The organism is Novosphingobium sp. (assembly GCF_027531025.1).
Lineage (GTDB): Bacteria > Pseudomonadota > Alphaproteobacteria > Sphingomonadales > Sphingomonadaceae > Novosphingobium.
On record NZ_JAPZQX010000010.1, the window covers coordinates 44,464 to 68,758 of the forward strand.

Sequence of the window (24,295 nt, forward strand, 5' to 3'; positions counted from 1 at the left end):
CGGATGGGACTGCGCGACACGATTCTGGGCCATAGCGGCAGCGACCGACAGGCGGTGATCGACATCGGTTCGAACACCGTGCGGCTTGTGATCTATGGCGGGCCGCTGCGCGCGCCGGTGGTGCTGCTCAACGAAAAGGTTTCGGCCAGGCTCGGCAAGGGCGTGGCCGAGAATGGCCAACTGTCGCCCAAGGCCGCCGCCGCTGCGCTGGCCGCGCTGCGGCGCTATGCGGCGTTGACCCGGGTGATGGGCATCACCACTGTCCAGACCGTTGCCACCGCCGCGGTGCGCGATGCGAGCAACGGCGCCGATTTCCTCGCGGAAGTGGCTCAGCTTGGGCTCAAGCCGCGACTGCTGACTGGTGAGGAAGAGGCCCTGACCAGCGCGCTGGGCGTGACCGGCGCTTTCCCGCAGGGGCGCGGCGTGGTGGCCGACCTGGGCGGAGGCAGCCTGGAACTGGTCCACATCGCCGCCGGGGTGAGCGAGCATGGCAGCAGCCTGCCACTGGGGAGCCTGCGCCTGCCGGTCATGCGCGCCGCCGGGGCAACAAAGTTTCGTCGCCGGACCGAACGGATGTTCGCCGCCACCGGGGTTGCCTGCCAGCCGGGTGAGGCACTCTACCTGGTCGGCGGCTCGTTCCGGGCCCTGGCGCGCTATCATCTGCAGACCAGCGGTGTCCCGCTGGACGATCCGCATGGCCTCGAGATTTCGGCGGTAGACCTGCTCGCGGAATGCCGCCGACTGCAACGGGCCAAGGTGCTGGCCGAGGTTCCCGGTCTCTCGCCTTCGCGGCTCGCCAGCCTGCCGGACAGCGCAGCGCTGCTCGCTGCGCTGACTCAGGCGCTAGGTCCGGAACGGGTGGTCTTTTCCGGCTGGGGGCTGCGCGAAGGGTTGGTCTTCGCGCGGTTGACCCAGGCGCAGCGCCAGGTCGATCCGCTCGCGGCCGGCGTGCGCGCCTTTGCCGAGCCGCTGGGTGCATCGCCCGCGATTGCAGCGATGGTGGCCGGCTGGACGGCGGACGTGGCCGGTTCGGCTGACAAGGAAGGCGAGGACCTGCGCCTTGCGGCAATCATGCTGGCCCTGGCCCTGCAGCAGGTCGAACCCAACCTGCGTGGGGTCACCGCGCTGGACTGGGCGCTGCACAAGCGCTGGATCGGCGCGGGCGGAGCCTGCCGGGCGATGATCGCAACCTGCCTGCTGGCCAATGCCAATCGCACCTTGCCGCCCGAGGTGATCGGCCTGGCGCCCCCCGAGCGGCTGGCCGAGGCGATCACCTGGGGCCTTGCGATCCGTCTCTGCCGCCGCCTGACCGGGCTGGCGCCGCAGATGTTCTCGGCATCCGCACTGCGCCGGGACGACAGCGAACTGCAGCTGATCCTTGATCCCCGCGCCCGCGACCTGGCGAGCGAGGCGGTGGAAAAGGATTTCCGGCTATTGGCTCAGCATCTTGGCCTCACGGCGGTGATCCGCGCAGTCTAGTCGATCAGTGTCCGTCGATCAGAGCGCGTCGATCAGCGTGCGGGTTGGCGCGATTGTGGCAATCCCGCGCTGGCCGTCGATTCGGTCCAGCTGCACGACGATATCGATCACCGAAGCGGTGTATTCCATCGTTTCGCGCCGGGTCAGCCCGATCCCGGCCTGCATTGCCATCAGCGCGATCTGTTCCAGCGCGCCGCGCGGATGATTGGCGTGGACGGTCGAGAACGAGCCGGGGTGGCCGGTATTGATCGCGCGCAGGAAGCTGATCGTTTCGGTCCCGCGCAGTTCGCCCAGCACGATCCGGTCGGGCCGCAGCCGCAGCGCTGATTGCAGCAGCTCGTTGGCGGTAACCTTGGCTTCGCCCAGTTCGCCTTTCACCGCGATCAGGCCCAGCCCATTGGCACCGGGCAGGCGCAATTCGGCCGTATCCTCGACCAGGATGACGCGTTCATGCGCCGGGATTTCGCGCAGCAGGGCGTTGAGGAAGGTGGTTTTCCCGGTCGAGGTACCACCTGCCACCAGGATCGTCTGGCGGCTGCGCACCGCGTGGCGCAGAAAGGCGATCGGCTGCGTTACCGGATCGGGTGGTACGGCCACCGGCGGGGCCACGATCGGCCCGCGATCATAGGCATCGAGCGGCAGGTCGAGCAGCCGGTGCCGCCGGATCGCCAGCGCCCAGTGCCGCCGCGTGGCGGGTGGGCCAACCAGCTGGATGCGCGCGCCATCAGGCAGGGTGGCGGCCAGCAGCGGGTGTTCGCGGTTGATCCCCTGGTGGCTGATCCGCGCCACCTGTTCGGCCAGCCGCTGCAGCAGTTGGTCATCGAGCGCGGGCAGGGCAATGCGTTGCATGCCCGGTTGCTGGGCATCCTCGATCCACAGCTCACCCGGGCGGTTGACGATGATTTCGGTGACCGTCTCGCGCTCCAGCCAGGGTTGCAGCGGCGCCAGATAGGCATCGAGATAGACACTGCGCGGAGCGGTCGGCAGGGGATCGGCATCGTCGATCGGCAGACGGCTCACAGCGGCGCTCATTGCGTGTTGACCCGCGAGAAATCGAGGTCGCGGGCGGTGAATACGCGGATCGGCTCGCCCTGGCGGACGCGCACGGTCGGGCCGATGTTGGCGCTTTGGCCAACGGCCGCCGCCGCCGCCGATTGGCCGCTGCCGGCGATGATGATCCCGGCCGTGCCCCCGCTGACCGCCGAAAGCCCCCCGATCACGGACAGCAGCATGGCCGAGCCGAACCGTTCGAAGAAGTGGGTGTTGACCTTGCCGCCGAGCCCGGTTTCGCCCGAAAAAGCGATCGCGGGCGAAGCGATGTTGACCGAGACTCCGTCCGGCCGGATCAGCCGGGTCCAGATCACATAGGCGCGCTTTTGCCCGGCCTGCAGCCCGCTCTTGTACTGGCCGATCAGGCGCGAGGAGCGCGGCACCAGCACCCGGCTGCCATCGAAGGAGCGGACATCGGCCGAAACCACGGCGCGGACATAGCCCGGCACGTCGGTATCGATCGCGGTTTCCAGCACGGCCGGGATCAGGGTGCCCTGGGTCACGGTGGTCTTGGGATCGATTCCGGCCGTCGCCCGGGCGGTCGTGCCGCCGACGCCGCCGATGCGGGTGGCGAAATCGTCGTTGCTGTTGCCGGTGGGGGCAGCCGCTGGTGCGGCGTCTCCCAGCGGACCGGCTGGTGCCGTGAGGGTGGAGGGCGGCAAGGAGCTGGCATCGAACACCACCGTGGGCGAGGCGGCCGGGTTGGAAACCGGCCCGGTTGCCACCGCGTCCTGCGGCGGAGCGGCAAGGACCGGCTGCTGCGGCGGAGCGGGCAGTTGCTGTGCGCTAATATCGGTGATCGCCTGCGGTGGCACGGCCGGGACCGCTTCAACCGGTACGGGCGGAGCGGGCGCAGGCGCGGGTTGCGGCGCGTTCGAGCCGGTGCGGGCCGCGTCCATCGACCACAGGGTGATGCCGCCCAGCAGGGCGACGGCAATGACTCCGGCGGCCAGGCCCAGCCCTTCGGACTTCGGGCGGCGCTGGGTTACGGCGGGCAGAACGCTGCGGGTGGCAAGGTCAATGACCTCGGCCCCCGGGTTGTCGCGCGGATCGGTGTCCTGGTCCAGCCCGACCCGTTCGGGCAAGCGTTGATTGAGGCGCATGGTCACTGATCCTTGGTTGCGGCGGCAGCCAGTGCGGGAGCCGAAGGAGCGGGTGCTGTGCGCGCCGGTCCGCGATAGTCGAGTTGGGCGGCGTTGCGCCCGGCCCGCAGGAAGATTGGCGATGGGACGCCCTCGATCACGATTGTTTCGCCGCGCACGGCATAGTTGACCGGGCCTTCCGTGCCCTTTTCATCGCGGATCAGGATCGCGGGCAGGGGCACGTCACGCGCCCAGGTGAGGTAGGTGGACTGGCCATCGTCATAGAGCTGGACCGGCTGGATCCGGGCATCGCCGCGCCGGGCCCACTGGAAGTTGAGCATGGCCGGATCGACCGGCTTTTCCCCCTCGGCCAGTCGGGCCTCGGCCTCGTTCAGGGCCGGGGTGGCGGCCTGTTGCGGTTCCGGCTTGGGCTCGTCCGGATAGGAAAAGCGCAGCACGTAGAGCGGCTTGGCGGCCGTTCCCGAGACCAGGTCGAAGAAATAGGTCCGACGATCGGTGATCACCGTCATATTGGTCCGTGCCTTGCCGGCCAACGGCTTCACGAACAGAAGGTTGGCGCGCTTGTTGGGCGTGATCTGCCAGCTGGCCGAATCGCCCACGGCCACGTTCTCGATCCGCTCGTCCTCGGCAAAGGCGATCGAGGCCTGGACGCCAAGCTGGCCATCGATCCGCACGACCTCATCAGGGTTATAGGGCCGCGCGGCGAGGCGCGGGTCCTTGGCAAGGGCCGGACTGCCAAGGCACAGCAGGCCAAGGGCCAGAAACAGGTGGGGCTTCATCGGATCATCCCTTGGGCTTGGGGGCGGCGCGCCTGGAACCGGCTGCCGATGCCGCGCGCCCGTGCAGCGCCACGCAGGGCGGGCAGCGGGCCGGGGTCGGCCGCAGTGGTCACGACAGTGCGACTGGTGATGCTGGTGCGGTTGTCGCCAGCGGTTGGAGCGGCCGGGCTTTCGGCGGTCATGGCAGCGGCGGCTATGCCTGAACTGCGGCGCAGGTCGGTCGCGGCGACGGGATAGGCCATGCCACCGCCAACCTGTCCCGCCAGGGGAGCGGGGGCCACTTCCGGCATGGTCCGGGCTCCGGTCCGGTTTTCCGGCGCGGCGAGGCCGAACACTTGCCAGCCGGCCACCATCGAGCTGACGACGCGCAGTACCATGGTCATCAGCGCGATGTGGATTGCGGCGATCATGAACAGCGCCATGGCGGCGCGGCCATCGATGCCTTCGCCTTCGCGCAGGGCATTGACCACCGGCACCAGCAGTTCGAGCATCAGGCCGCCGCCCAGCACGACGAACAGCGGCGTGATCGCGGTCATCACCACGCCGCGCAGCCATCCGGCGGTGAGGCCGCGCGTGCCGGAAAACAGCCCGAGGACGACAAAGACCGGGCCAATCGCGAGCAACACGGCGAGCGCAATGCGGGCGGTAACCAGCACCCCGACGGTACCCAGCATCAACAGCAGGGCACCCAGCCACATCAGGTTACCGGGGGTAAAGCTGCCCGAGGCGGTATTCTGCAGCGCGCCGCCCTGGCCGCCGCCCGAGACCGAGGCAACCTCGGCGATGGCGGCGAAGATCATGTCGATCCGGTCGGCAAACAATTGTGTGGCTGAGCCCTTGGCCCCCAGCAGTATCCCGGCGATCTGATCGGGCGCGCCCACAGCGAGGTTCCAGACCACGCCCTGATAGGCCAGCCAGCTGGTCACGAAGGTCAGCACCAGGCCCAGGGTCATCATCCGCGGGGTCAGGGCCGAAACCGAAACGCGGCTGCGCCCGGTCAGCAGCGAAATGGCGAAGAAGGCGATGTAGAGCGTCAGCAGGATCGTCAGTGCGGGGGTAAGCGACCCGGCGCTGCCGAACAGGCGGGAAAAGGCTGTGGCCGCCGCCTCGTTGGCGAGGCAATCGACCGCGCGCAGGGCCGGGGCGACCCCGCTCGGCGCATTGGCGGCAAGGGCTTCGCAGGCGCTCATTCGGCGGCCTCGATCCAGGCCCCGGCGTCGCTGGTGGGCCAGGGCGCGCCGGTCAGTGCCGGGTACCAGACGGCAGGCTCATCACCCAGTTCGGCGCGCAGCGCGTCAAGCCGCCGCACGGTGCTTTCGCGGCCCGAGAGCACGGCCAGCACTTCGGGCAGGCCGGACAGGTCGAGCCGCACCACCACCGAGGCATCGCTCTGCCGCACCAGGAAGCAGCGGCTATGCCCCGGCAGGCTGCGGATCAGGTCCAGTTCGTGCGCGGTCAGGCCGAAACCGTCGCAATAGTCCTCGGCCCGGGCGCGGGCATTAGGCATGAACACCATGGTGGCGGTCTGTTCGACCAGGGCTGTCGCGATCCGGCTGTCGAGCGCATCGCGCGCGCTCTGCGTGGCAAAGCCCACCAGCGCATTGCGCTTGCGCAGGGTCTTGAGCCAGTCACGGATGCGGGCGGCAAAGACTTCGTCGTCCAGCGCCTTCCAGCCCTCGTCGATCAGGATCATGGTCGGCTGGCCATCCAGCCGCTCCTCGATCCGGTGGAACAGGTACATCATCACTGGGGTGCGCAGGCGCGGGGTTTCGAGCAGCGCGGTCATGTCGAAGCCCAGGGTGCGGGCCGACAGGTCCAGTCGGTCCTCGGCATTGTCGAATAGCCAGCCATGCTCGCCATCGCCGATCCAGGCGTCCAGCCGGCTGGCCAGGTCCCCCGGCTGCGGGCGGCGTGATCCGGCCAGCAGTTCGCGGAAATGGGCGAGGCGGCGCAGCGCCGGATCGTTGGCATAGGCGGCATCGACCGCCGCAGCGATGATCGCCAGCTCCTCCGGCCCGGTCGCGGCCAGCAGCACCCCCAGCCAGTCGCGCAGGAAGGCGCGGTTGGCGGGGCTGTCAGGCAGGGCCAGCGGGTTGAACCCAGTGGGATGCCCGGCGGCGATCCGGCTGTAAGCGCCGCCGATCCCGCGCACGAAGACTTCGGCGCCGCGATCCTTGTCGAACAGGATCGTGCGGGGCGAAAACTTCTGCGCCTGGGCGGCCAGGAAGTTCATCACCACGGTCTTGCCCGAGCCCGAGGGGCCAATCACCGTGAAGTTGCCCAGATCACCCTGGTGGAAGTTGAAGAAGAACGGCGTGGCGCTGGTGGTCTGCAGCAAGGTTACCGCGTCACCCCAGTGGTTGCCGCTGGCTTGGCCCATGGCAAAGCCGTGAAGCGCGCCGAAACAGGCCATGTTGGCGGTGGAAATCATCGCCCGGCGGACGAGGAAGCTTTCGTTACCGGGGAACATGCCCCAGAAGCCCGGCTCCAGGTTCACATCCTCGCGCACCGCAACGGCCCCGGCATCGGCGAGGGCGGCGGCGCAGATCGCGCTGGCTTCGTCCAGCGCTTCCAGCCCGTCGCTGCGGACCAGGACCGAGAGGTGGTGATCGCCAAAACCGACCGCACCCACGCCCAGGGCATCGCGCGCGGCCTGCATCTCGCGCCGTTCGGCCACGGCTTCCTCATCGGCCGAGCGCAGGCGGCGGATCGCGAGGTCGATCCGCTCACGCGCGATCTGGCGGTCAGCAGGCGCGTAGCTTTCGGTCAGCACCAGTTCGCAGGGCAACCGCAGCAGGTTGTCGGTCAGGCCCGGCCCGGTGCTGTCGGGATAGTCCTTCAGGCTCAGCAGCGCGCCAAAGCCGGAGCTGCCCGCCCCGCGCAGTTCCAGCGCATCGAGCCCGAAGTTCAGCCGCTTGTAGGGCAGCATGGCGCCGATATCGGCATCGTCGGCGGGGCGGCGCACCGGCCGCATCTCGCCATTGTAGAGCGCGGACAGCAGCTCCAGCACTTCCGAACAGGTGCCCGCGCCGCCTGCGTAATCGCCCAGCAGCCGCGCGCCGTAAGGGGCGAGGGCGGCCAGCATGGCGCTGGCGGCGGCACGCAGGGCGCGCAGCTCGGCGGGATCGGCCTCCAGCTCGTCGGCCTTGGCGCGTTTCAGGCTGCGGCTCAGGCGGTCGGCCCAACCGGCCTTGCCGCGGGCCGGACGGCGCACCAGGCTGACGAACTGGTCGTTGACGAACAGCGCGCCCCGGCTGAGCCGGTCACGCCACAAGGCGTCGATATGGGCGGCGAGGGGATCGTCGAACTGTGCTTCCAGCGACAGGTCGACCCGCCGCCGGATCACGTGGTGATAGAGCACGAACCGCGCATCGAGCGTGCTGCGGAGCAGGACTTCGCGGGTGGCGGTGTGGGCGTTGAGTTCGTCCGCGTCAGCCGTTTCGAAGCTGAGGCCAGGGACCAGTAGCGAGATCATCAGCGAGCCATCGCGCAGCTGGACAACGTTTTCGTCGACCAGCCGCCGATAGGGGAGCCGCTCCCCCGCCGTGGCTTCCTTTTTTGCCCAGAGTGCAGCCCCGGTCCACTTGCCCATCACGCTGTTCCCTTCAGGCCGAATAGCTGTTGCAGCCCCAGCGCTGCCAGTTGCGCACCCTGGGGCAGCGCGAAACCTTGGTGATCCACAGATCGAACACGCGCGGTTCGCGCAGGCAGGCCAGATAGCCCACCGCGTGGATGATCAGCGCTGCCGGCAGGGCCAGGAAGCTCTTAGTGATCAGGAAGATCTCGGTCGTGATCGCGGCGTTGATGATGAAGAAGCTGTAGGTCACGCCGGCGAACATCTGCGGCCGGGTGAGCGCGCGGTGGACCGGAAAGCGCGATAGCTGCATCGCCCTTCAGCCAGCCGCCACGGCGGACTGGATCCCGGAAACGATCGCGCCGGCGCCAAACAGGATGAACACGCCGATGATCACCGTTGCGCCAAAGCGCCAGTTCATCCGGCCGGTCAGCATCATGAAGCCGACGGCAGCGACGGCCATGACCGCGACGGCCGTGGCGACATTGCCCAGCAAGGTGCCCTGGAGCCAGGTCAGCGCGGCCACGATGGGGCCCGAACCCTGGGGATTGGCAGCCTGGGCCAGCGCCGGCTGGGTGGTGGCCACCAGCACGGCGACAGCGGTAGCAAGGCGGAACGAGAGCATCTGGGTCATCTCCGGACAGGTTGGGCCAGGCGCGCCATGATTGCGGCAACATAGCCCCGGGTTTCACGAATGTTGGGAATGCCCCCGGCCCGGATCACCCGGTTCGGTCCGGCGTTGTAGGCGGCCAGGGCCTTTTCCAGGTCACCGCCAAAGGTATCGAGCTGCTGGCGCAGATAGCGCGCGCCGCCTTCCAGGTTGGCGAGGGGATCGTCGGGATTGACGCCCAGCTCGCGCGCCGTGCCGGGCATCAGCTGGGCCAGGCCGCGCGCTCCGGCCGGCGAGACGGCATTGGTCCGCCAGCGGCTTTCCTGCCAGACCAGCGCTTCGAGCAACTGCGGGCTGAGATCGTACTTGGCGGCGATGCGGGCAAGGTGCGGGCGCCATTGGTCCGGACCGGCGGTATCGGCCACTTGCGAGAGCGGAGCAGTGGTGCCTGCCGCCGTAGTCACAGACTGGGCGGCGGCCAGCGGACCACCCGCGATCCAGGTTGCTCCGGAAGCGCCGATTTCCAGCACATCGGCACGCGCCGTCCCGCTGGCAAAGGCCAGACCAAGCAGGGACAGAGCAAAGCGAGACGCGCGAATCATTACGACCTCCGGATGGGGTCGCGATGCGCGTTTTACATGACAGCTCTGTGACGGTTGCTGGACAAACCGCCAGGTTTACTTTGTTCGGATCGCGCCGCTACTGGCGCTGATTTCAGCTTTCGCACGCGCGCGCGAGGCGCGCGCTGGTCGCTGCTATCGCAGTGCGAGCGTGGTGCCCTTCGCTTGCAGCTCGATCGCGAGGCGAGCGGCGCGGCGCGAATCCATCCACCGACCATCGGCCAGTTCCACGTCATAACGCTGGCGGCTGGCCACGGCGGCGAGGTAATAGCCGCGTGCCTGTTCGGCCTGGCCGATCCGGGCATGGGCCGCACCGAGGTTGATCAGGGCCGAAGGATCGTCAGCATCAACCGCCCGATTCGCGCGAATCCGCTGGATTGCGGCTTGTGCCTGGCCGGTGCGCAGCTCGTCAAAGGCGACATCGGCCGCTTCGGCGCGCGGGGCGGAAACCTCTACCGGAACAGTTGCGCCAGCCAAGGCGGCGCTTGCCAGGATCATGCTGCCAATCATCGCTCAACTCCCTTTTCTGCCCTTTGTTGGAGGGGAGGCTATGGAGCAGTCCGAGCGAATGCAACAAAACTGTAACATTGTCATAAAAGCGCAACATAGGCTTCGCGCCGCCTGCAAAAGGCTGCTTCCGGCGATTCGAATGTCACAACAGTCATAATACAGTCGCAATAAGGACTGAGTATTCGTCACGTTGGCGAAAACAAGCTGTCACTTTGCTTCCCTATCTCGCGAGTCGCACCGTCCAATCCGGACCGGGTCATCCGAGCTTTAGGGGAATTGAACGTGAAGAAGATCCATGGCTTGCTTCTTGCCAGCTGCAGCGCCGCCGTTCTTGCCGGCTGCGGGCCGAGCGACATCGCCTCGCCGGGTACCGGCGGCAATGTGATCATCAACCCCGCTCCGACGCCGACGCCGACTCCGACTCCGACTGGCCCCGCCACCGTTACCCCGGCTGCGGGCTGCCCCACCATCGCCGATCCGCAGGGCCTGACCGATGCCGGCACCATCTCCGGTCCGACCGGCACCTGGCGCGTCTGCAGCCTGCCCAACCGCATCAACCGCACGATCACCCTGACCAAGGTGCCGGGCCTGCTTTATCAGCTGCCGGGCCGCGTCGATGTCGGCACCGATGGCGGGGCCACTGCCACCGCGGCCGATACCAATGTCGTCCTGAACATCGAACCGGGCGTGATCGTGTTTGGCGGGACCGGGGTGTCCTGGCTCCACGTCAACCGCGGCAACCGCATCAACGCGGCAGGGACCGCGACCAACCCGATCGTGTTCACCAGCCGTGACAACGTGCTCGGCCTCAACACCGAAACCTCGTCCGGCCAGTGGGGTGGGATCGTGCTGTCGGGCCGCGCGCCCACCACTGACTGCACCATTGCCCCCGCCGCGACCCCCGGTTCGGCCCAGTGCGAGCGCCAGACCGAAGGCGCGGTTGATCCGGCGATCTACGGCGGTGCCAACCCGGCCGACAACAGCGGCACCATGCGCTATGTCCAGATCCGCTATTCGGGCTATGTCCTCTCGGGCAATTCCGAACTGCAATCGCTGACCCTGCAGGGCGTCGGTACCGGCACCCAGCTGTCGCACATCCAGAGCGTCAACAGCTCGGATGACGGGATCGAGATCTTCGGTGGCCGGGTCAACATGAAGTACCTGATCGTCGGCGGCGCCGAGGATGACAGCGTCGATACCGACACCGGCACCAAGACCAACATCCAGTACCTGATCGCCTTCCAGCGTCCCGGCGTTGGCAACGGCATCATCGAGGCCGACTCGGACAACTCGGCCGATGGCAACACCCCGCGTCAGAACACGCGCCTCGCCAACGTCACTTTCCTGCACACCGGCACGGCTGGCGATACCCAGGCCTCGATCCTGCTGCGGGGCGGCACCGACTATTCGATCGCCAATGGCGTGATGGTCTCGCCCAACTATGCCTGTCTGCGGATCAGCCGCACCCAGACCGCTTCGGCGACTGTGGATGCCGGGATCGACGAAGCCGGTGCCCCGCTGTTCCGCTCGTTCGTCATGCAGTGCGGTACGCCCAAGTACATCGGTTCGAACGGCGTGACCGCCACCGATGCGCAGAACATCTTCGGTTCGGGCAGCAACAACAACAACGATGCCTTCACCCCGACGCTGGCCAGCCAGTTCATCAACGGCACCAATGAGGGCGGCGTACCGGGCTTCGATGCCAAGACCTGGGTCAGCTTCTTTGACACCACGACCTGGATCGGCGCCGTCCGCAACACGGCCGACAACTGGTACGCCGGGTGGACCTGCAACATGTCCTACCTGACCTTCGGCACGGGCAACTCGGGCGCGTGCACCTCGCTGCCTGTCACCTGACGGCCGCCCGATCGCTTAATCAGGGGGCGGCCGACATCGGCTGCCCCCGTCGCTTTATCCAGCTTTCCCTGGGGGACTTGAAATGACCACCTCGCGGCTCGCAACATTGCTGCTGCTCTCCACCGCCCTGGCCCTGCCGACGCAGGCCCTGGCGCAACAGGCCCCGGCCGATCCGCCACCAGCGGAACCGGCGGTGGAAACTCCGGCCGAGCCCGAGGCTCCGGTCGAAGAGCAGGTCGATGTGTCGCTGCCAGGCGAAATTGTCGTCACCGGGCGGCAGGATCGCAACGTGGCCAAGTCCTCGGACCAGGTGGTGTCGGTCCTGTCCAGCGCCGAAATCGCCCGGACCGGCGAAGGCAACATCGCCGGGGCCCTGGGCCGCGTCACCGGCCTGTCGATCGTCGGCAGCGGCTTCGTCTATGTCCGCGGCCTGGGTGATCGCTACTCGCTCGCCCTGCTCAACGGCTCGCCCCTGCCAAGCCCCGAGCCGCTGCGCCGCGTGGTGCCGCTCGATATCTTTCCGACCAATGTCGTGGCCTCGTCGCTGGTCCAGAAGAGCTATTCGGTGAACTTCCCCGGCGAGTTCGGGGGCGGGGTGGTCAACCTGACCACCACGGCCGTGCCCAAGGAGGGCTTCCTGACGATCAGCGCCGGGATGAGCGGCGATACCGAGACCACGGGCCAGTTCGGTTACAGCTATTTCGGCTCGCGGACCGACTGGACCGGGTTTGACAACGGCAGCCGCGATGTTCCGCCGGCGCTGGCCGCCTTCTTCGCCAGCGGCAACAAGATCAGCGATCTGGCCGTGGACGATCAGGCTGTCGCCGGTGAACTCGTCCGCTTCAGCCGCGCGACGCTGCAGCGGATTCCCAACCTGCCGGTCAACTTTTCGGGCTCCATTTCTGGCGGTACGGCCTGGGACGTGGGCGATGATGCCCGGCTCGGCCTGATCGCCACCGTGGGCTTCAGCAACCGCTGGACCAACCGCGATGCCCGCCAGCAGACCCCCGCCGCGGCCGACCTGTCGGAGCTGTTTTCCGATACCCAGCGGGTGACGACCGATAACCGGATCATCGCCAATGGCCTGCTGGGCCTTGGCCTCGAACTCGGTCGGCACAAGTTCCGGTTCACCAACCTGTTCATCCGCGACACGATCAAGCAAGGGCGCCTGGCCCAGACCGACGACTTCAACAGCGGTTTCACCCGGCAGAACCAGGATACCGCCTGGTTCGAACGGCAGCTGTTCGAAACGCAGCTGGTGACGGAACTCAAGTTCGGCGATGTCAGCCTGGACCTGCGCGGCACCTATGCCAACTCGCAGCGCGAGGCGCCTTATGAGCTGTCGTTCGGCTATGCCCGCACCAACCGCGCCACCGATCCGACCGGGCAGTACTTCGTCAACCGGCTCAACAACGGCCAGGTCGGCTCGGCCTCGGTCGCCTTCTCGGACCTCAACGAAGACCTGTGGGCGGCGAGCGCTGACCTGTCCTGGCTGGTCACCCCGAGGCTGACGGTCAGCACCGGCTATGCCTTCAGCGACACCAAGCGGCAGTCCTCGCGCCGGGAGTTCCAGTTCATCGCGCCGTCGGACTTCCCGGTCGGTGTGGCCATGCTGCGGCCCGATCTGCTGCTCTCGCCCGGCATCATCGACTATTTCAACATCGGCCTGGTGGAAACGACCGAGAGCGATCCGGCCTTTGCCGCGGCGCTGCGGGTGCATGGCGGTTATGGCAAGGTCAACTGGGAGCCGATCGACGGCCTCAGCCTTGACCTGGGCGTGCGTTATGAAACGGCGTTGCAGACCGTGAACCCGATCGAGGTGTTCAAGGTACCCAGCAACTCGCTGGCCGGAACCCGGCTCGACAAGGGCTACTGGCTGCCGGCGGGCACGATCACTTGGGAAATCGCCCCGCAGATGCAGCTGCGCGCCAATGCCTCGCAGACCATCGCCCGGCCGCAATTCCGCGAGCTGATCTTCCAGCTCTACTACGATCCCGAATCCGACCGGCTGTTCCGCGGCAACCCGCTGCTGACCGACAGCAAGCTGTTCAATGCCGAAGCCCGCTGGGAATGGTATTTCGCGCGCGAACAGCGCCTCTCGCTGGCCGGGTTCTTCAAGAAGATCGACCGTCCGATCGAAGCCTTCACGGGCTTTTCCGATAACCAGCCGCAGACCAGCTTTGCCAATGCGCCGCGCGCGCGGCTCTATGGCGCGGAACTGGAAGTGCAGAAGTACTTCGATCTGGAATCGCTGGGCGGCTTCTTCGCCCTGCGCCGCCTGGTGACGATCGCGAACTACACCTACACCAAGTCGGAGATCCAGGTGCGCCCCGGCGATACCGTGGCGATTTTCGGCACCAGCGTTCAGCCGGCCAGCAACGTCTTCGTCGACGGCGTGCCGCTGACCGGACAGTCGAACCATCTGGCCAACCTGCAGCTCGGCTTCGAGCATCCAGATCGCCTGTCACAGCAGACGCTGATGCTGACCTATGCCAGCAAGCGCGTGACCAGCCGCGGCCCGGTGGGCCAGCCTGACATCGTCGAGAATCCCGGCCTGCGGCTGGATCTCGTGCTGCGCGAAGGGGTGAAGCTGCTTGGCCGTGAAGTCGATCTGAAGTTCGAAGCGCGCAACCTGACCGGGCGCAAGCGCGAGGAATTCCAGTCAAACGGCACCAACCGCGTCGAAATCAACACCTACGATGTCGGCCGCTCGTTCTCGATCTCGGCTTCGGTGAAGTTCTAGCCAGAGCTGGCCAGAGGGTGGGGCGGCCTCGGTTCGCTGCCCCGCCGTCTGGTCCTCGCGAAAAATGACCCGGCCGGGCCCTGATGGCCTGGCCGGGTCAAGTTCCTTCAGGGAGGACGGGTTCGTAAGGTCGCGGCGCGTTCAGGGCCGGTCGAAGACATAGCCCAGCGAACGCACCGTCCGCAGCAGGTCGCCTGCCCCGGCCGCGCGCAAGGCCCGGCGCAGGCGACCGATCCAGACATCGACCGTGCGTTCATCGACCGGCGGTTCCTGCTTGCCCAGCGCCGCGATCAGCTGGGCGCGGGTAAAGACCCGGCCGGGGTGCTCGGCAAAGAAGCGCAGCAGGCGAAACTCGTTGGGCATCATCGGGATCGGTTTGCCGCGCCAGCTGGCCCGGAACGCCGCCAGATCGACCGCCAGTTCGCCCAGGCTGACCGCGCGGATCGCCCCGGCATCGTAGAGGTTGCCGGCCACTGACATCACCCGGTCAAGCAGCATCGATCGGGTGATCGGCGCGATCATGTAATCATCAGCCCCGGCGCGCAGGGCGCGGCGCTTGGCCTCGGCATCGTCTTCGTCGAGCACGATCGTGATATGAGCGGGAGCCGTCTGCGGCGCGCAGCGGATCTGGCGGCAGATTTCAAGCCCGGATGTGTCGGGCAGCATCCAGTCGACAAAGGCCCAGGTCGATCCCTCCAGCAGCGGTAACTCGCTCAGCCGGTTCAGCTTGTGAAAGACCAGCTGCAATTCACCATGCTCGAAGGGTGCGAGGCCGCCCTCGATCTCACTCGTAACCAGAATATCGATTTTCCGCATGACCATGCCCCGTATTCATGGCCAACGGCTAACCGCCCCATGTGACGCATGCGTGACGATTCGGCGACAAACTCAAAAAAGGTGCGATTCAGGCCACGCTTGTTGGTGCGGCGCCTTGACTGCGAAGCCGCATGCCAGGCCGGCCGCTGCAACCAGCCTGGCGCCGGCTGACCACCTTTACGACGGATCCTGCGGGGTGCGATGCTGGCAGATCGGGCCAGAGCATCCGGTTTGAAGGTCATGGCCCGAATGAAATGCGGGATGACGCAGTCGGTCAGCGATTGCCTTGCGCGCGACGGAGCTAAAGGCCCGCAGGCGAAAATCTATTACCTCGAAAGACTGATTGGTGCGCGACGCAGTGCGAAGGGAGCCACGCTCAAGGGCCGGAATTCCCTGTTAGCAGGGAATTAACAGGGAAATTATCAATTTTTCGAAGCGCCCGAGCCGTCCATTCGGCGCGTTTCGCGCGGATTTCCGCCACTCCGCGTACGAATTCCCTAAGCGCAGAACAGGGAATTCGGCGGCGGCGAACAGGGAATTCTCCTGGCCCGAGCAGCGAATTCAGCGGCGCCGAGCAGTGAAGTCGCATGGGCGGGTGTAACACGCCGCCAGCCTGCTTCGCCGAGCGCTGCGGCCGAAAATACATCCAGCCCGGCACAGTCTGGGGACAGTTTGTTCCCGGTTTGATCTAGACAAATCAGAAGCTTTTTGCTAAGCGAGAGTTCCCCATCGCTGTGACAGCTGACGGAAGGAACACGAAGATGAGCACCACCTACCAGGTGGTCGAACGCGACATCTCTGCGCTTCGGCCATACGCGCGTAACGCGCGCACCCACTCCAAGAAACAGATCAAGCAGATCGCCCGGTCGATCGAGCGGTTCGGGTTCACCAACCCGGTCCTCGTCTCGGACGAGGGCGAGATCATTGCCGGCCATGGCCGGGTCGAGGCAGCCAAGCTGATCGGCTGGAACCAGGTCCCAACGATTGCGCTCTCGCACCTGAGCCCAGTCGAACGCCGGGCCTACGTGCTGGCGGACAACAAGCTCGCGCTGAACGCCGGGTGGGACAAGGAGATCCTTGCGATCGAGCTGCAGGCCCTGGTTGACCTGGAGTTCGATGTCGAACTCACCGGGTTCAGCCTGGCGGAGATCGACCTGGTGCTCGACGAGGCAAGCGAGGCCGATCCGGACAAGATCGAGGCGCCGGAGGATGAAGTGGAGCTGGCGACCGGGACTCCAGTCTCACGGCAGGGCGATCTCTGGCTGCTGGGCCGGCACAAGCTGCTGTGCGGCGATTCGCGCAGCGCGATCGACTTCGAAGCCTTGATGGCGGGCGAGAAGGCCGATCTCGTCTTCAGCGATCCGCCCTATAACGTGAAGATCGACGGTAACGTCTGCGGGCTGGGCTCGGTCAAGCACCGCGAGTTTGCTTTCGCTTCGGGCGAGATGAGCGAGAGCCAGTTTACCCAGTTCCTGCGCGATACGCTCGGCAATGCCGCCTCGGTGATGCGCGACGGTGCCATTGCCTTCGTCTGCATGGACTGGCGCCACATGGGTGAGCTGCTCTGTGCCGGCAGCGCAGTCTTCACCGAGCTCAAGAACCTGGTCGTCTGGAACAAGACCAATGGCGGGATGGGCGCTTTTTATCGCTCCAAGCACGAGCTGATCTTCGTCTTCAAGCAAGGCACAGCCGAGCATACCAACAGCTTCGGTCTTGGTCAGACCGGCCGCTACCGGACCAATGTCTGGGACTATGCCGGGATCAGCAGCATCAGCGGTTCGCGCAGCGAAGAGCTGGCGATGCATCCCACGGTCAAGCCGGTCTCGCTGATTGCGGATGCCATCCGCGACTGCTCGCGCCGCGGCGAGGTGGTGCTGGACTGCTTCGGCGGCTCGGGGTCGACCCTGATCGCGGCCGAGAAGACCGGGCGCTCGGCGCGGCTCATCGAGTACGATCCGCTCTACTGCGACACTATCATCCGCCGCTGGGAAAAGCTGACCGGCAAGCGTGCGACGCTTGCTGTCACCAAAGACTGCTTCGAGGATGTCGCTGAGCAGCGTCTTGGTCTCACCATCGCGGGGGAGGCGGCCTGATGAGCGACGAGCAGCTCCCGGTTCCTTACCAGGTCGGCTACGGTAAGCCGCCAGCCGAACACAAGTTCCAGAAGGGCAGGTCGGGCAACCCCAATGGCCGTCCAAAGCGCAAGAAGCCAAAGCCCGCCGAGGTCGACACCGGCTTTGGGCGCAAGGCGGCTGAGGAATTTCTGCGCAGGGAGGCCTACCGTACCGTCACCATTCGTGAGGGCGACCAGGTCATGGAGCTACCCGCGATCCAGGCCGTCTTCCGGGCGATGGGAGTTGCCGCCATGAAGGGTAATCGATTCGTCCAGAAGACCTTGGCTGAGATGGTCACAAAGATGGAAGCCGATCATCATGCGACCAAGTTCGAGCTCTTCAGCACGATGTTCGACTACAAGCACAAGTGGGACGAGGAGATTGAGCGCTGTCGTCGGTTGGGGCTGCCTGAACCCCAACCAGTGCCGCATCCCGACGATGTAATCCTCGATCCGAATACGGGCGATGTTAAGATTCTTGGACCCAGCACCAAGGAGCAAAAGCAGCGCCTCGATCATGCCCTTGCTCGTCGCTCAGAAGCGCAGGAGCTCGTCAGCGACTATGCTTCAAGATATCGCAGAACACGCGATGCATCCCGTAAAGCTCGCTGGTTAGAGGAATGGCATTACGAGCAGCGGATGTTCGACATCATTAATGACATCGTCGGGCCGCGATACAAGGCGAAGTTGCAGGACCGCTCATATGCGCGAGGCGCATCGCGCGAAGGAAAAGCGCTGGATGAAATCAGGCGCAACAAGGTCATGAGATCCGACTATGTTGAATAGGAAGTTTAGGCTCCTCCCGCCTTGATGAAGAAGGCGCTGAAGCGACTCGGGCGCGTCGAAGCCATCGCTTCTGATGGCCTACGCTCTCATCGCGCTGAGATGGGCGAGCTCGGTAACCGCGCCAAGCAGAAGATTGGTCGCTGGGCTAAGTACGGCGTTGAGAAAAGTCGCCTCCCCTTCCGGCGACGCGAGCGGGCAATGCTGAGGTTCCGGCAGATGAAATCCCTGCAGAAGTTCGCCTCAGTCCACGCCTCGCTCCACAACCACTTTGCTTCCGACCGTCACCTCATTGACCGGCGGACCTTCAAACTGCATCGCTCCGCTGCCCTGGCTGAGTGGCAGTCTCTCGTTGCTTGAGGCACAGCAGCGCAGCGGGACCCGCTTGCTCTGTCGAGACCGGGTCGCATTAAACTGACTGCACCGGAGGGTGCCTATCCTTTGCCTGCATCCATAACACGGAACCCAATGTGATCAGTCCCGAGGCCACGCTCCTGAAACTGGCGGGCAGCGGGGCGATACCGGGCGCAATAGTTGGCGGCGCAGAGGAACGAGCCGCCCTTAATGACCCCCACAGGTTCGCTGGCATCGGGACGGCTTCCGGCGGTTGTCGTCCACTCCCAGACATTGCCGATCATGTCGTAAAGGCCGAAGGCATTGGGCGCGAAGCAGCCGACTGGCGCGCGAGACATGTATCCGTCTGCGCCAGTGTTCTTGATAGGGAATACGCCCTGATAATAATTAGCTTGCGGCTTTCCGGCCTGGTCAATGGGCTCTGGCAGATTGGCACTGCCGGCACGGGCCGCATACTCCCACTGTTCCTCGGTCGGCAAGCTTAGACCTGCCCACCTGGCATAGGCTTGTGCATCGTCGTACGCGACCTGAACCACCGGATCATTGTCGCGGCCCTCGATCGTGCTGCCCGGACCCGTCGGATGCCGCCATTGCGCGCCGGGCACCCAGGCCCACCAGCTGGGATTGTCCGGGGTCGGCACCCTAAAAACTGCTGAACCCGGCTTGAGCATCTCCGGCGGAGCTCCAGGCAGCACCGGCGGCTTGCGTTCGGCCATGGTGACGTAGCCGGTGGCCGCAACAAATCGCGCAAACTGGGCGTTTGTAACTTCGGTGGTTCCAATTCGGAAATCGTCAACGGAAACGCGCTGCGGCGGGCCTTCCTCGGGATAGTGCGGGTCCTCACCCATGACAAAGGTGCCGCCCTGGATCTGCTGCAAGTTTGGCGGAGCGGGTGGCAGGCAAACGGGCGATTGCTGCTGCGGCGGTTTGCCTTCGTCCGTGACCGAACATCCCGCCAGAACTGGAAGCACAACAAGGACCGCGGCGAACAATGATGATCTTGAGCGATCGTATCGGCTGCAAGGCGGAATTTGCATCAAAGTCACCTCTGGGGAGGCTCCACAAAGATGGCTTCCAAGCCGGTCCCTGCAAGCGCGGCGTCAACAAGCTTCCTGTCGGCGCCGCTCAGCGCAGCATATTCGCTTCGCAGCCACCCAAGGCATTTGGCTTGGTAAGGAAAAGTTCTCTGAACCCAAATTTGGTCGTCGATTTGGGCCCTTACCTCTTCCTGCCCAGCTTTCACTGCTGCCTCATTCGCGATTAACAGCGGTGCGTAAACGCGTGCAACCTCGGTTAGCAGAGCCTTGATCGTCAATGGCACGTGCGCGGGATCAAGCCAGTCGGAGTCGATCGGTTCGAGGCCGCTTCGATCTTCCATCGCCCAAGTCCAAGCATAGACCCGCGGAGCACGTCCGTTCACGATCGCCATTGACGTGGGATCAACCGTTGCGAGCTGGGTAAGTTGACCGAAAATTCCAAAGTCGCTTGCTCCTGGCCTTGCACCCATCAGAAATTGATGGGTGCGCAGATGGTTTTCCATAGCGTCCAGAAAGCGCACGTAGCTCGCTTCGATGACGGCCCAGGTTTTCTCGTTTGAACCAACATATTGCAGCCGTGGAATCTGGCGGGCCGATGCCATCTCCGCTGCTCGGAGAAATTCGCCGTCATCGGGCCAGTTTTGCTGCAAGGCAGCCAGAAACTTCGCAGCATGGCGGCTATCCGCCTCAAAATGCCAGCGATAATGGAACATCGCCTTGGTCAGCCATTCGTCACCAAAATCCTCGAGAATTGAGTCGATCAGGGCAAGGGCCGGACTGGCGGGACGGACCGATCGACCAGGCACCATGGTTTCAAGTTGCCGGATGATTGGTGTAGAGTCGGTAACCGCCACGAGTTCGCCCGCTTGGTCGGGGAAATAGAAAGTAGGCAGCAAGCTGACCTTGGGCTGAGGCAAACCCGACACATTGCGTGACGACTGGATGAAGCGGTAGGGAATTCTGCGGTACCGCAGAACACTAAGCATCTTGCGTGTGTAAGGCGAGGCAACACTGCCGCTCAGGGCAACAGGATTGGTTAGGCTCGGTTCCATGTCTTGCATCCTTTTTTGCCGATAGCCATCAGATCGCCGCAAGTGTCCGCTCGATCAGCCAGTAAGACGATAATGTGCCGATAAAATAGGCGGGCGCGAGTGCTGCCCAGCGAGACTTGTAAACTGTGCCTTCGGTAAGGTGACTTGTCACCGATACGACTGCCAGGAGGGCACCGATAAACAGCAACTGGCCGATCTCAACCCCTGCATTGAACATCAGCAATGCTGGCAACTCTGCTTCGGGAGGCAGGCCAATCTCGGCAAGGGCGCCCGCGAAGGCCAAGCCGTGCAGCAAGCCGAAGACAAGCGCGACGAGCCAAGGTCGACGCTGCGTCACTCCGTTCGCCCTGCGGCGTGCTGGCAGCAGCTCGACAGCGACAAACAGGATACTGAGCGCGACCAGAGCTTCGATCGCGTCTGACGGAAAGTGAACGTAGCCCAGTGCGGCTAGGGCCAATGTAATGCTGTGGGCTGCGGTGAAGCCGGTGATCGCCTTGACCAGCTTCCAATTGAAGCCAATCAGAAGCGTAAGACCAAGAACGAACAGCAGGTGATCAAAGCCGATCAGGATGTGTTCAATGCCAAGCAATAGGTATGCCGGCACGGCCATCCCGGCAGACCGCGCTCTGGAAATGGTCATCTGCTGTTTAGTTGGCTTGAGAACCTGGTCGAAGGTTCGCCCATCCCTGAAGGACACCCTGACAACCACGTCGGTTACGGTATCCGATAGGCCTTCTACCTCGAGCGTCTGACCTTCCAGCGCCGCTGAGCCGCGCACTTGCCAGATGCGCGTCACGTAGCCTGGCGCGACCTGCTCAAAGGTGGGAGGTTTATCCAGCGCGCCTCCAGAGAGGTGCGGTTTCAGGCGGAGCGCCATATCGCCAACGACAGGACGCTTCCAAACAACGTCATAGTCGCGAGCGCCAACCTCTCTAATCTGAACCAGGGCAGGTCGAACTTCGTGGGCTGCGGCCCCATGCGCAAATGCGCCAATGGCAAGAAACAGGGCAAGCCATCGCAAGGCAAAGCGCATCATTGCGGCAGGCCCGCTATCTCTACCTTGTACCGCTTGCGCAGGGCCAAGCGAAACTTGCGGTTTTCGTCCTCTCTGCGTTCGGCAAGCCAGGCGGCTTTGACCTGCGATCTCACATCAGCGAACGGCCGGATCTCCGAAGGCATGCGACGCTCCACTCGGATCAAGTGAACGCCAAAAGCCGAGATGACCGGGCCAACCCATTGCCCCAACGGTGCCTTGTCGACAGCTTCGGCGAATTCCTCGCCATAGTCCCTAGCCAGATCTGCAGTTGTGATATCGGCGTATGCGAGCGGCAAGAGCGAGGGGTCGCCTAGTACGGTCTGACCCGCCTTGAGCCTGCGCAAGGCCAAAGTCGATGCCGCCTGGGGGGGCTCACCCAGGCGATCGCGGCTAAAGAAGACATGCTGCACTGCCACCCGGCTGGCGATGGCATAGCCCTCACGATGCTGTTCGAAGTAAGCCTGCAAGGTCCTCTCGTCCGGCTCGGGGATCGCGGCAACATCTTCGCTAGTGAAGGCCATCTTTTGCGCCAACCGTCGGCGTACAATCATGTCCTCCTTGTCCAGGCCTAGGCGAATTGCTTCGCGCGCCAGCAATTCCTCATCGACCCGCTCGTTGATAAGTGCTGCGAGTTCTACGCGGGTCGGAGCGCGTTGGTTCTGGAGCTCCCAATACTTTGCGAGTTGTTCGATGTCCTGGGCGTCGATCGTGACCACAGGCTGGCGAGCCTGACTGGCAAGCGTTATCGCCCCAAACAGCAAGGCTCCAAACAGCAAGAAATGAACCAACGGCTCACGCAGGAAGGGCGAGCGGCGCAGATTGGAAAACCTGATCACCTGCTTGGTTCATACCAGATGGGGGAAGACCAGGCGCGTTCCATGACGGTGGGCAGGAGCTTGGGATTTGGCGGTGTGCCATTGCGAATGGCATCCCAAGTCGACCAGCGGCAGGACGGGTTTTCGAGGATACGGACATAATAGAAGGCGCGCTGGCGAGGGTTGAACTCGGGATCGCGCCATAGGGTCCGAAGCTCGACATCCCCCTTCGTCCGGTCGGGCTCGCAGGTCTTGAGGTTTACTGTGGCGCCATTATCCGGGCAGCGTCCGTTCGCGCCAACCTTGAGGCCGTCCGAACAGGACACATCAAACACCTTTTCCTTCGCCTGGCCGTCTTCGATCCAGCCTTTCACGATCTGGGCCCGTTGAAGATATCCGGCCCGCGGATCGCGTTGGGCCCATACCAGAAACTGAGGTGCTCGGCCCTTTGAAGCCAACAAGTCGCCCCCCATGGGGATACCGTGGGCATAGGCTTGTCGCACCGTGTCGGGGCGGTTCAGCAAGTCCTGCGAAAAAGTGTATCCAGCAAAGAAGCGAACCTTGATGCGCGGACCCGAGGTTGCAAAGGTCTCTTTCCGGCGCAGCGCGGCGAAAATTGCGTCGCGGGAATTTTCTTCGGCCCACACCCCGGCGAGGCCCGACGCCCCCCAAGCCTGATAGGGTCTCTCGGCATTTCTATTATCCGGCGTATCGGCAGGCCAGATCTTGGCACCACCGGGAGGAACCGAGCCGCGCCTGATCGGTTCGCCGTCCGGAAGCCCGGTCTTGGAGAAGTAATTCGGCTCCTCGACGCTCCCCGGGGCACCGTTATGCGTGTCGGACGAGCCGATGAAACCCAGTTTGAACGGGTTCACGCCCAGCTTCTCACGATAGATGATTCCATCGCGCAGGGCCTGACGCACATAGCCGCCGGCAAATCTGGTGATCGGCACACTGGTGCCGATGTATCGTTCCATGATTTCGAAGTTGGCCCATTCATCGTTGGGAGAGAGTGATGGATGGGTCTCGGAGGTTCCCTTTATCTGGGTGATCTCGACAAGCGGCTCGTTCCGTGCACGCAGTTCGGCATAGGCGCGATCGACCGGCGCACCGTTTCTCCTGACCGAGTCGAACATGAGGCCATCCGAGCCATTCGAATTGTGCGGGATCGCCAGCGCATCCATCCCCTTGGCGCGCCACTCATCCATGGCATGCCAAAGACTTTCTGGGTCACCCGATTGAAGGGTGCTGAACGGCAGCGCCGGAACCCTCGCGCCACCGAAGATCACATTGCGATGGAGGTTCTGCCCGGCCGGGCCCGACCCGGTATATTCATAGCCGAGCAGGGTCGTGAAACGGCCAGGACTGTTGTGCAGCGCTGCCGCATCCTGAACTTCGCGCCATGCCCGTGAAGTAATGGCCGGGTCGGCCAATTCTGGGGGGATCGTGTTCGAACGACGAGCTGCAATGAAACGGTTGTAGGCTCTGAGGATCTCCCCGAAGTCGCGCGAGTACATCCCCTGCATCATCGGGAGTTTTGACAAGGGGCTGTTTGGGTCGTTGCCTTCCTTCCATGCACCCAGATATTCGGCGTGGTCGGTCACCGCGGTGAAATCGAGCGGACCTCCCTGAAGCCTGACATCGAACCCGCTGGCATGGCCGATGCTCTCGCCCTTGGCGAAGCGGTAAGCGTCGTTAGGTGTCGCGCGGACATTGAATATGTACGCGTCGAACGACAGGTAAGTATGAACGTGAAGATCACCGAAATAGGCGTTCCGGTCCACATTATGACCTGGCAGACGCGTGCCGCTGCCAGCGCCGCCTGTGGCGCTGCTCGAGGGCGCTGCACGCGCGGCAGCGATCAGTCCACCAGATTGCTGGCCATTGGATGCATTGATCAGGAAAGCGGCAGTCAAGGTGGCCGCGCCCCCCAAGCAAGCAATCGTGCTTGTGCGCCTAACTTT

At 64.6% G+C, this 24,295-nt stretch carries 21 protein-coding genes; 6 read left to right on the forward strand and 15 right to left on the reverse strand.

What is annotated here, in order from left to right; genetic code table 11:
- Positions 1-3: 3 nt before the first annotated feature.
- Positions 4-1,479, forward strand: a complete 1,476-nt coding sequence (locus tag O9281_RS13900) for an exopolyphosphatase (RefSeq protein ID WP_298187031.1) — start codon at positions 4-6, stop codon at positions 1,477-1,479.
- 18 nt (positions 1,480-1,497) lie between these two features.
- Here the strand turns inward: O9281_RS13900 and O9281_RS13905 are convergent, their stop codons facing one another.
- From O9281_RS13905 to O9281_RS13945, 9 genes are all read right to left on the reverse strand, one after another.
- Entirely contained in the window at positions 1,498-2,511 is a 1,014-nt protein-coding gene (locus O9281_RS13905) for an ATPase, T2SS/T4P/T4SS family (protein ID WP_298187033.1), read from the reverse strand.
- Positions 2,508-3,632, reverse strand: coding sequence for a TrbI/VirB10 family protein (locus O9281_RS13910; RefSeq protein WP_298187036.1), 1,125 nt, complete (start codon positions 3,630-3,632; stop codon positions 2,508-2,510). The genes O9281_RS13905 and O9281_RS13910 overlap by 4 nt, the downstream gene beginning before the upstream one ends.
- A 2-nt stretch (positions 3,633-3,634) precedes the next feature.
- On the reverse strand, positions 3,635-4,411 hold the full coding sequence (locus tag O9281_RS13915; RefSeq protein ID WP_298187038.1) for a TrbG/VirB9 family P-type conjugative transfer protein: 777 nt from the start codon (positions 4,409-4,411) through the stop codon (positions 3,635-3,637).
- The gene (locus tag O9281_RS13920; protein ID WP_298187041.1) at positions 4,408-5,601 is read right to left on the reverse strand and encodes a type IV secretion system protein; all 1,194 of its coding nucleotides are present in this window, start codon (positions 5,599-5,601) and stop codon (positions 4,408-4,410) included. The genes O9281_RS13915 and O9281_RS13920 overlap by 4 nt, the downstream gene beginning before the upstream one ends.
- The gene (locus tag O9281_RS13925; protein WP_298187042.1) at positions 5,598-8,003 is read right to left on the reverse strand and encodes a VirB4 family type IV secretion/conjugal transfer ATPase; all 2,406 of its coding nucleotides are present in this window, start codon (positions 8,001-8,003) and stop codon (positions 5,598-5,600) included. The genes O9281_RS13920 and O9281_RS13925 overlap by 4 nt, the downstream gene beginning before the upstream one ends.
- 13 nt (positions 8,004-8,016) lie before the next feature.
- Complete coding sequence (locus tag O9281_RS13930) at positions 8,017-8,298, reverse strand: VirB3 family type IV secretion system protein (RefSeq protein WP_298187044.1); 282 nt, start codon at positions 8,296-8,298, stop codon at positions 8,017-8,019.
- Between the two features lie 6 nt (positions 8,299-8,304).
- The gene (locus O9281_RS13935; RefSeq protein ID WP_298187354.1) at positions 8,305-8,610 is read right to left on the reverse strand and encodes a TrbC/VirB2 family protein; all 306 of its coding nucleotides are present in this window, start codon (positions 8,608-8,610) and stop codon (positions 8,305-8,307) included.
- A gap of 5 nt (positions 8,611-8,615) precedes the next feature.
- Positions 8,616-9,197 carry a lytic transglycosylase domain-containing protein gene (locus O9281_RS13940; RefSeq protein WP_298187045.1) on the reverse strand — a complete coding sequence of 194 codons (582 nt, stop codon included), beginning with the start codon at positions 9,195-9,197 and terminating at the stop codon, positions 8,616-8,618.
- A gap of 153 nt (positions 9,198-9,350) precedes the next feature.
- Positions 9,351-9,725 carry a hypothetical protein gene (locus O9281_RS13945; RefSeq protein ID WP_298187047.1) on the reverse strand — a complete coding sequence of 125 codons (375 nt, stop codon included), beginning with the start codon at positions 9,723-9,725 and terminating at the stop codon, positions 9,351-9,353.
- 282 nt (positions 9,726-10,007) lie between these two features.
- On the opposite strand from O9281_RS13945, the gene O9281_RS13950 reads away from it, so the two are divergent.
- Positions 10,008-11,582: a hypothetical protein gene (locus tag O9281_RS13950; protein ID WP_298187050.1), complete on the forward strand. Its 1,575-nt coding sequence runs from the start codon at positions 10,008-10,010 to the stop codon at positions 11,580-11,582.
- A gap of 82 nt (positions 11,583-11,664) precedes the next feature.
- Positions 11,665-14,325, forward strand: coding sequence for a TonB-dependent receptor (locus O9281_RS13955; RefSeq protein WP_298187052.1), 2,661 nt, complete (start codon positions 11,665-11,667; stop codon positions 14,323-14,325).
- Positions 14,326-14,466: 141 nt separating this feature from the next.
- Here the strand turns inward: O9281_RS13955 and O9281_RS13960 are convergent, their stop codons facing one another.
- Entirely contained in the window at positions 14,467-15,141 is a 675-nt protein-coding gene (locus O9281_RS13960; RefSeq protein ID WP_298187055.1) for a response regulator transcription factor, read from the reverse strand.
- A 761-nt stretch (positions 15,142-15,902) separates the two neighbouring features.
- Between O9281_RS13960 and O9281_RS13965 the strand changes: the two genes are divergently transcribed.
- The 3 genes from O9281_RS13965 to O9281_RS13975 are packed head-to-tail and all read left to right on the forward strand — an operon-like array spanning position 15,903 to position 18,397.
- Positions 15,903-17,234 (forward strand): DNA methyltransferase, encoded by a 1,332-nt coding sequence (locus tag O9281_RS13965; protein ID WP_298187057.1) that lies wholly within the window; start codon positions 15,903-15,905, stop codon positions 17,232-17,234.
- A complete protein-coding gene (locus O9281_RS13970; RefSeq protein WP_298187059.1) occupies positions 17,234-18,040 on the forward strand; it encodes a DUF5681 domain-containing protein in 807 nt (268 codons plus the stop codon). Before O9281_RS13965 ends, O9281_RS13970 begins: the two co-directional genes overlap by 1 nt.
- Positions 18,041-18,064: 24 nt before the next feature.
- Positions 18,065-18,397, forward strand: coding sequence for a hypothetical protein (locus O9281_RS13975; protein WP_298187061.1), 333 nt, complete (start codon positions 18,065-18,067; stop codon positions 18,395-18,397).
- Positions 18,398-18,471: 74 nt separating this feature from the next.
- Here the strand turns inward: O9281_RS13975 and O9281_RS13980 are convergent, their stop codons facing one another.
- From O9281_RS13980 to O9281_RS14000, 5 genes are all read right to left on the reverse strand, one after another.
- On the reverse strand, positions 18,472-19,269 hold the full coding sequence (locus tag O9281_RS13980; protein ID WP_298187063.1) for a formylglycine-generating enzyme family protein: 798 nt from the start codon (positions 19,267-19,269) through the stop codon (positions 18,472-18,474).
- 164 nt (positions 19,270-19,433) lie between these two features.
- Positions 19,434-20,480 (reverse strand): glutathione S-transferase N-terminal domain-containing protein, encoded by a 1,047-nt coding sequence (locus tag O9281_RS13985; RefSeq protein WP_298187066.1) that lies wholly within the window; start codon positions 20,478-20,480, stop codon positions 19,434-19,436.
- A gap of 28 nt (positions 20,481-20,508) precedes the next feature.
- Positions 20,509-21,516 carry a HupE/UreJ family protein gene (locus tag O9281_RS13990; RefSeq protein WP_298187068.1) on the reverse strand — a complete coding sequence of 336 codons (1,008 nt, stop codon included), beginning with the start codon at positions 21,514-21,516 and terminating at the stop codon, positions 20,509-20,511.
- A complete protein-coding gene (locus O9281_RS13995) occupies positions 21,513-22,352 on the reverse strand; it encodes a peptidylprolyl isomerase (RefSeq protein WP_298187070.1) in 840 nt (279 codons plus the stop codon). Before O9281_RS13995 ends, O9281_RS13990 begins: the two co-directional genes overlap by 4 nt.
- Entirely contained in the window at positions 22,349-24,247 is a 1,899-nt protein-coding gene (locus O9281_RS14000; protein ID WP_298187072.1) for a DUF3604 domain-containing protein, read from the reverse strand. The genes O9281_RS13995 and O9281_RS14000 overlap by 4 nt, the downstream gene beginning before the upstream one ends.
- Positions 24,248-24,295: the final 48 nt, after the last annotated feature.

What these genes read in the sequence shown, in the direction of transcription:
- O9281_RS13900 (WP_298187031.1), top strand. Translation starts at nt 4, where the DNA reads ATGGGACTGCGCGACACGATTCTGGGCCATAGCGGCAGCGACCGACAG.
- O9281_RS13905 (WP_298187033.1), bottom strand. Translation starts at nt 2,511, where the DNA reads ATGAGCGCCGCTGTGAGCCGTCTGCCGATCGACGATGCCGATCCCCTG.
- O9281_RS13910 (WP_298187036.1), bottom strand. Translation starts at nt 3,632, where the DNA reads ATGCGCCTCAATCAACGCTTGCCCGAACGGGTCGGGCTGGACCAGGAC.
- O9281_RS13915 (WP_298187038.1), bottom strand. Translation starts at nt 4,411, where the DNA reads ATGAAGCCCCACCTGTTTCTGGCCCTTGGCCTGCTGTGCCTTGGCAGT.
- O9281_RS13920 (WP_298187041.1), bottom strand. Translation starts at nt 5,601, where the DNA reads ATGAGCGCCTGCGAAGCCCTTGCCGCCAATGCGCCGAGCGGGGTCGCC.
- O9281_RS13925 (WP_298187042.1), bottom strand. Translation starts at nt 8,003, where the DNA reads ATGGGCAAGTGGACCGGGGCTGCACTCTGGGCAAAAAAGGAAGCCACG.
- O9281_RS13930 (WP_298187044.1), bottom strand. Translation starts at nt 8,298, where the DNA reads ATGCAGCTATCGCGCTTTCCGGTCCACCGCGCGCTCACCCGGCCGCAG.
- O9281_RS13935 (WP_298187354.1), bottom strand. Translation starts at nt 8,610, where the DNA reads ATGCTCTCGTTCCGCCTTGCTACCGCTGTCGCCGTGCTGGTGGCCACC.
- O9281_RS13940 (WP_298187045.1), bottom strand. Translation starts at nt 9,197, where the DNA reads ATGATTCGCGCGTCTCGCTTTGCTCTGTCCCTGCTTGGTCTGGCCTTT.
- O9281_RS13945 (WP_298187047.1), bottom strand. Translation starts at nt 9,725, where the DNA reads ATGATTGGCAGCATGATCCTGGCAAGCGCCGCCTTGGCTGGCGCAACT.
- O9281_RS13955 (WP_298187052.1), top strand. Translation starts at nt 11,665, where the DNA reads ATGACCACCTCGCGGCTCGCAACATTGCTGCTGCTCTCCACCGCCCTG.
- O9281_RS13960 (WP_298187055.1), bottom strand. Translation starts at nt 15,141, where the DNA reads ATGCGGAAAATCGATATTCTGGTTACGAGTGAGATCGAGGGCGGCCTC.
- O9281_RS13965 (WP_298187057.1), top strand. Translation starts at nt 15,903, where the DNA reads ATGAGCACCACCTACCAGGTGGTCGAACGCGACATCTCTGCGCTTCGG.
- O9281_RS13970 (WP_298187059.1), top strand. Translation starts at nt 17,234, where the DNA reads ATGAGCGACGAGCAGCTCCCGGTTCCTTACCAGGTCGGCTACGGTAAG.
- O9281_RS13975 (WP_298187061.1), top strand. Translation starts at nt 18,065, where the DNA reads ATGAAGAAGGCGCTGAAGCGACTCGGGCGCGTCGAAGCCATCGCTTCT.
- O9281_RS13985 (WP_298187066.1), bottom strand. Translation starts at nt 20,480, where the DNA reads ATGGAACCGAGCCTAACCAATCCTGTTGCCCTGAGCGGCAGTGTTGCC.
- O9281_RS13990 (WP_298187068.1), bottom strand. Translation starts at nt 21,516, where the DNA reads ATGATGCGCTTTGCCTTGCGATGGCTTGCCCTGTTTCTTGCCATTGGC.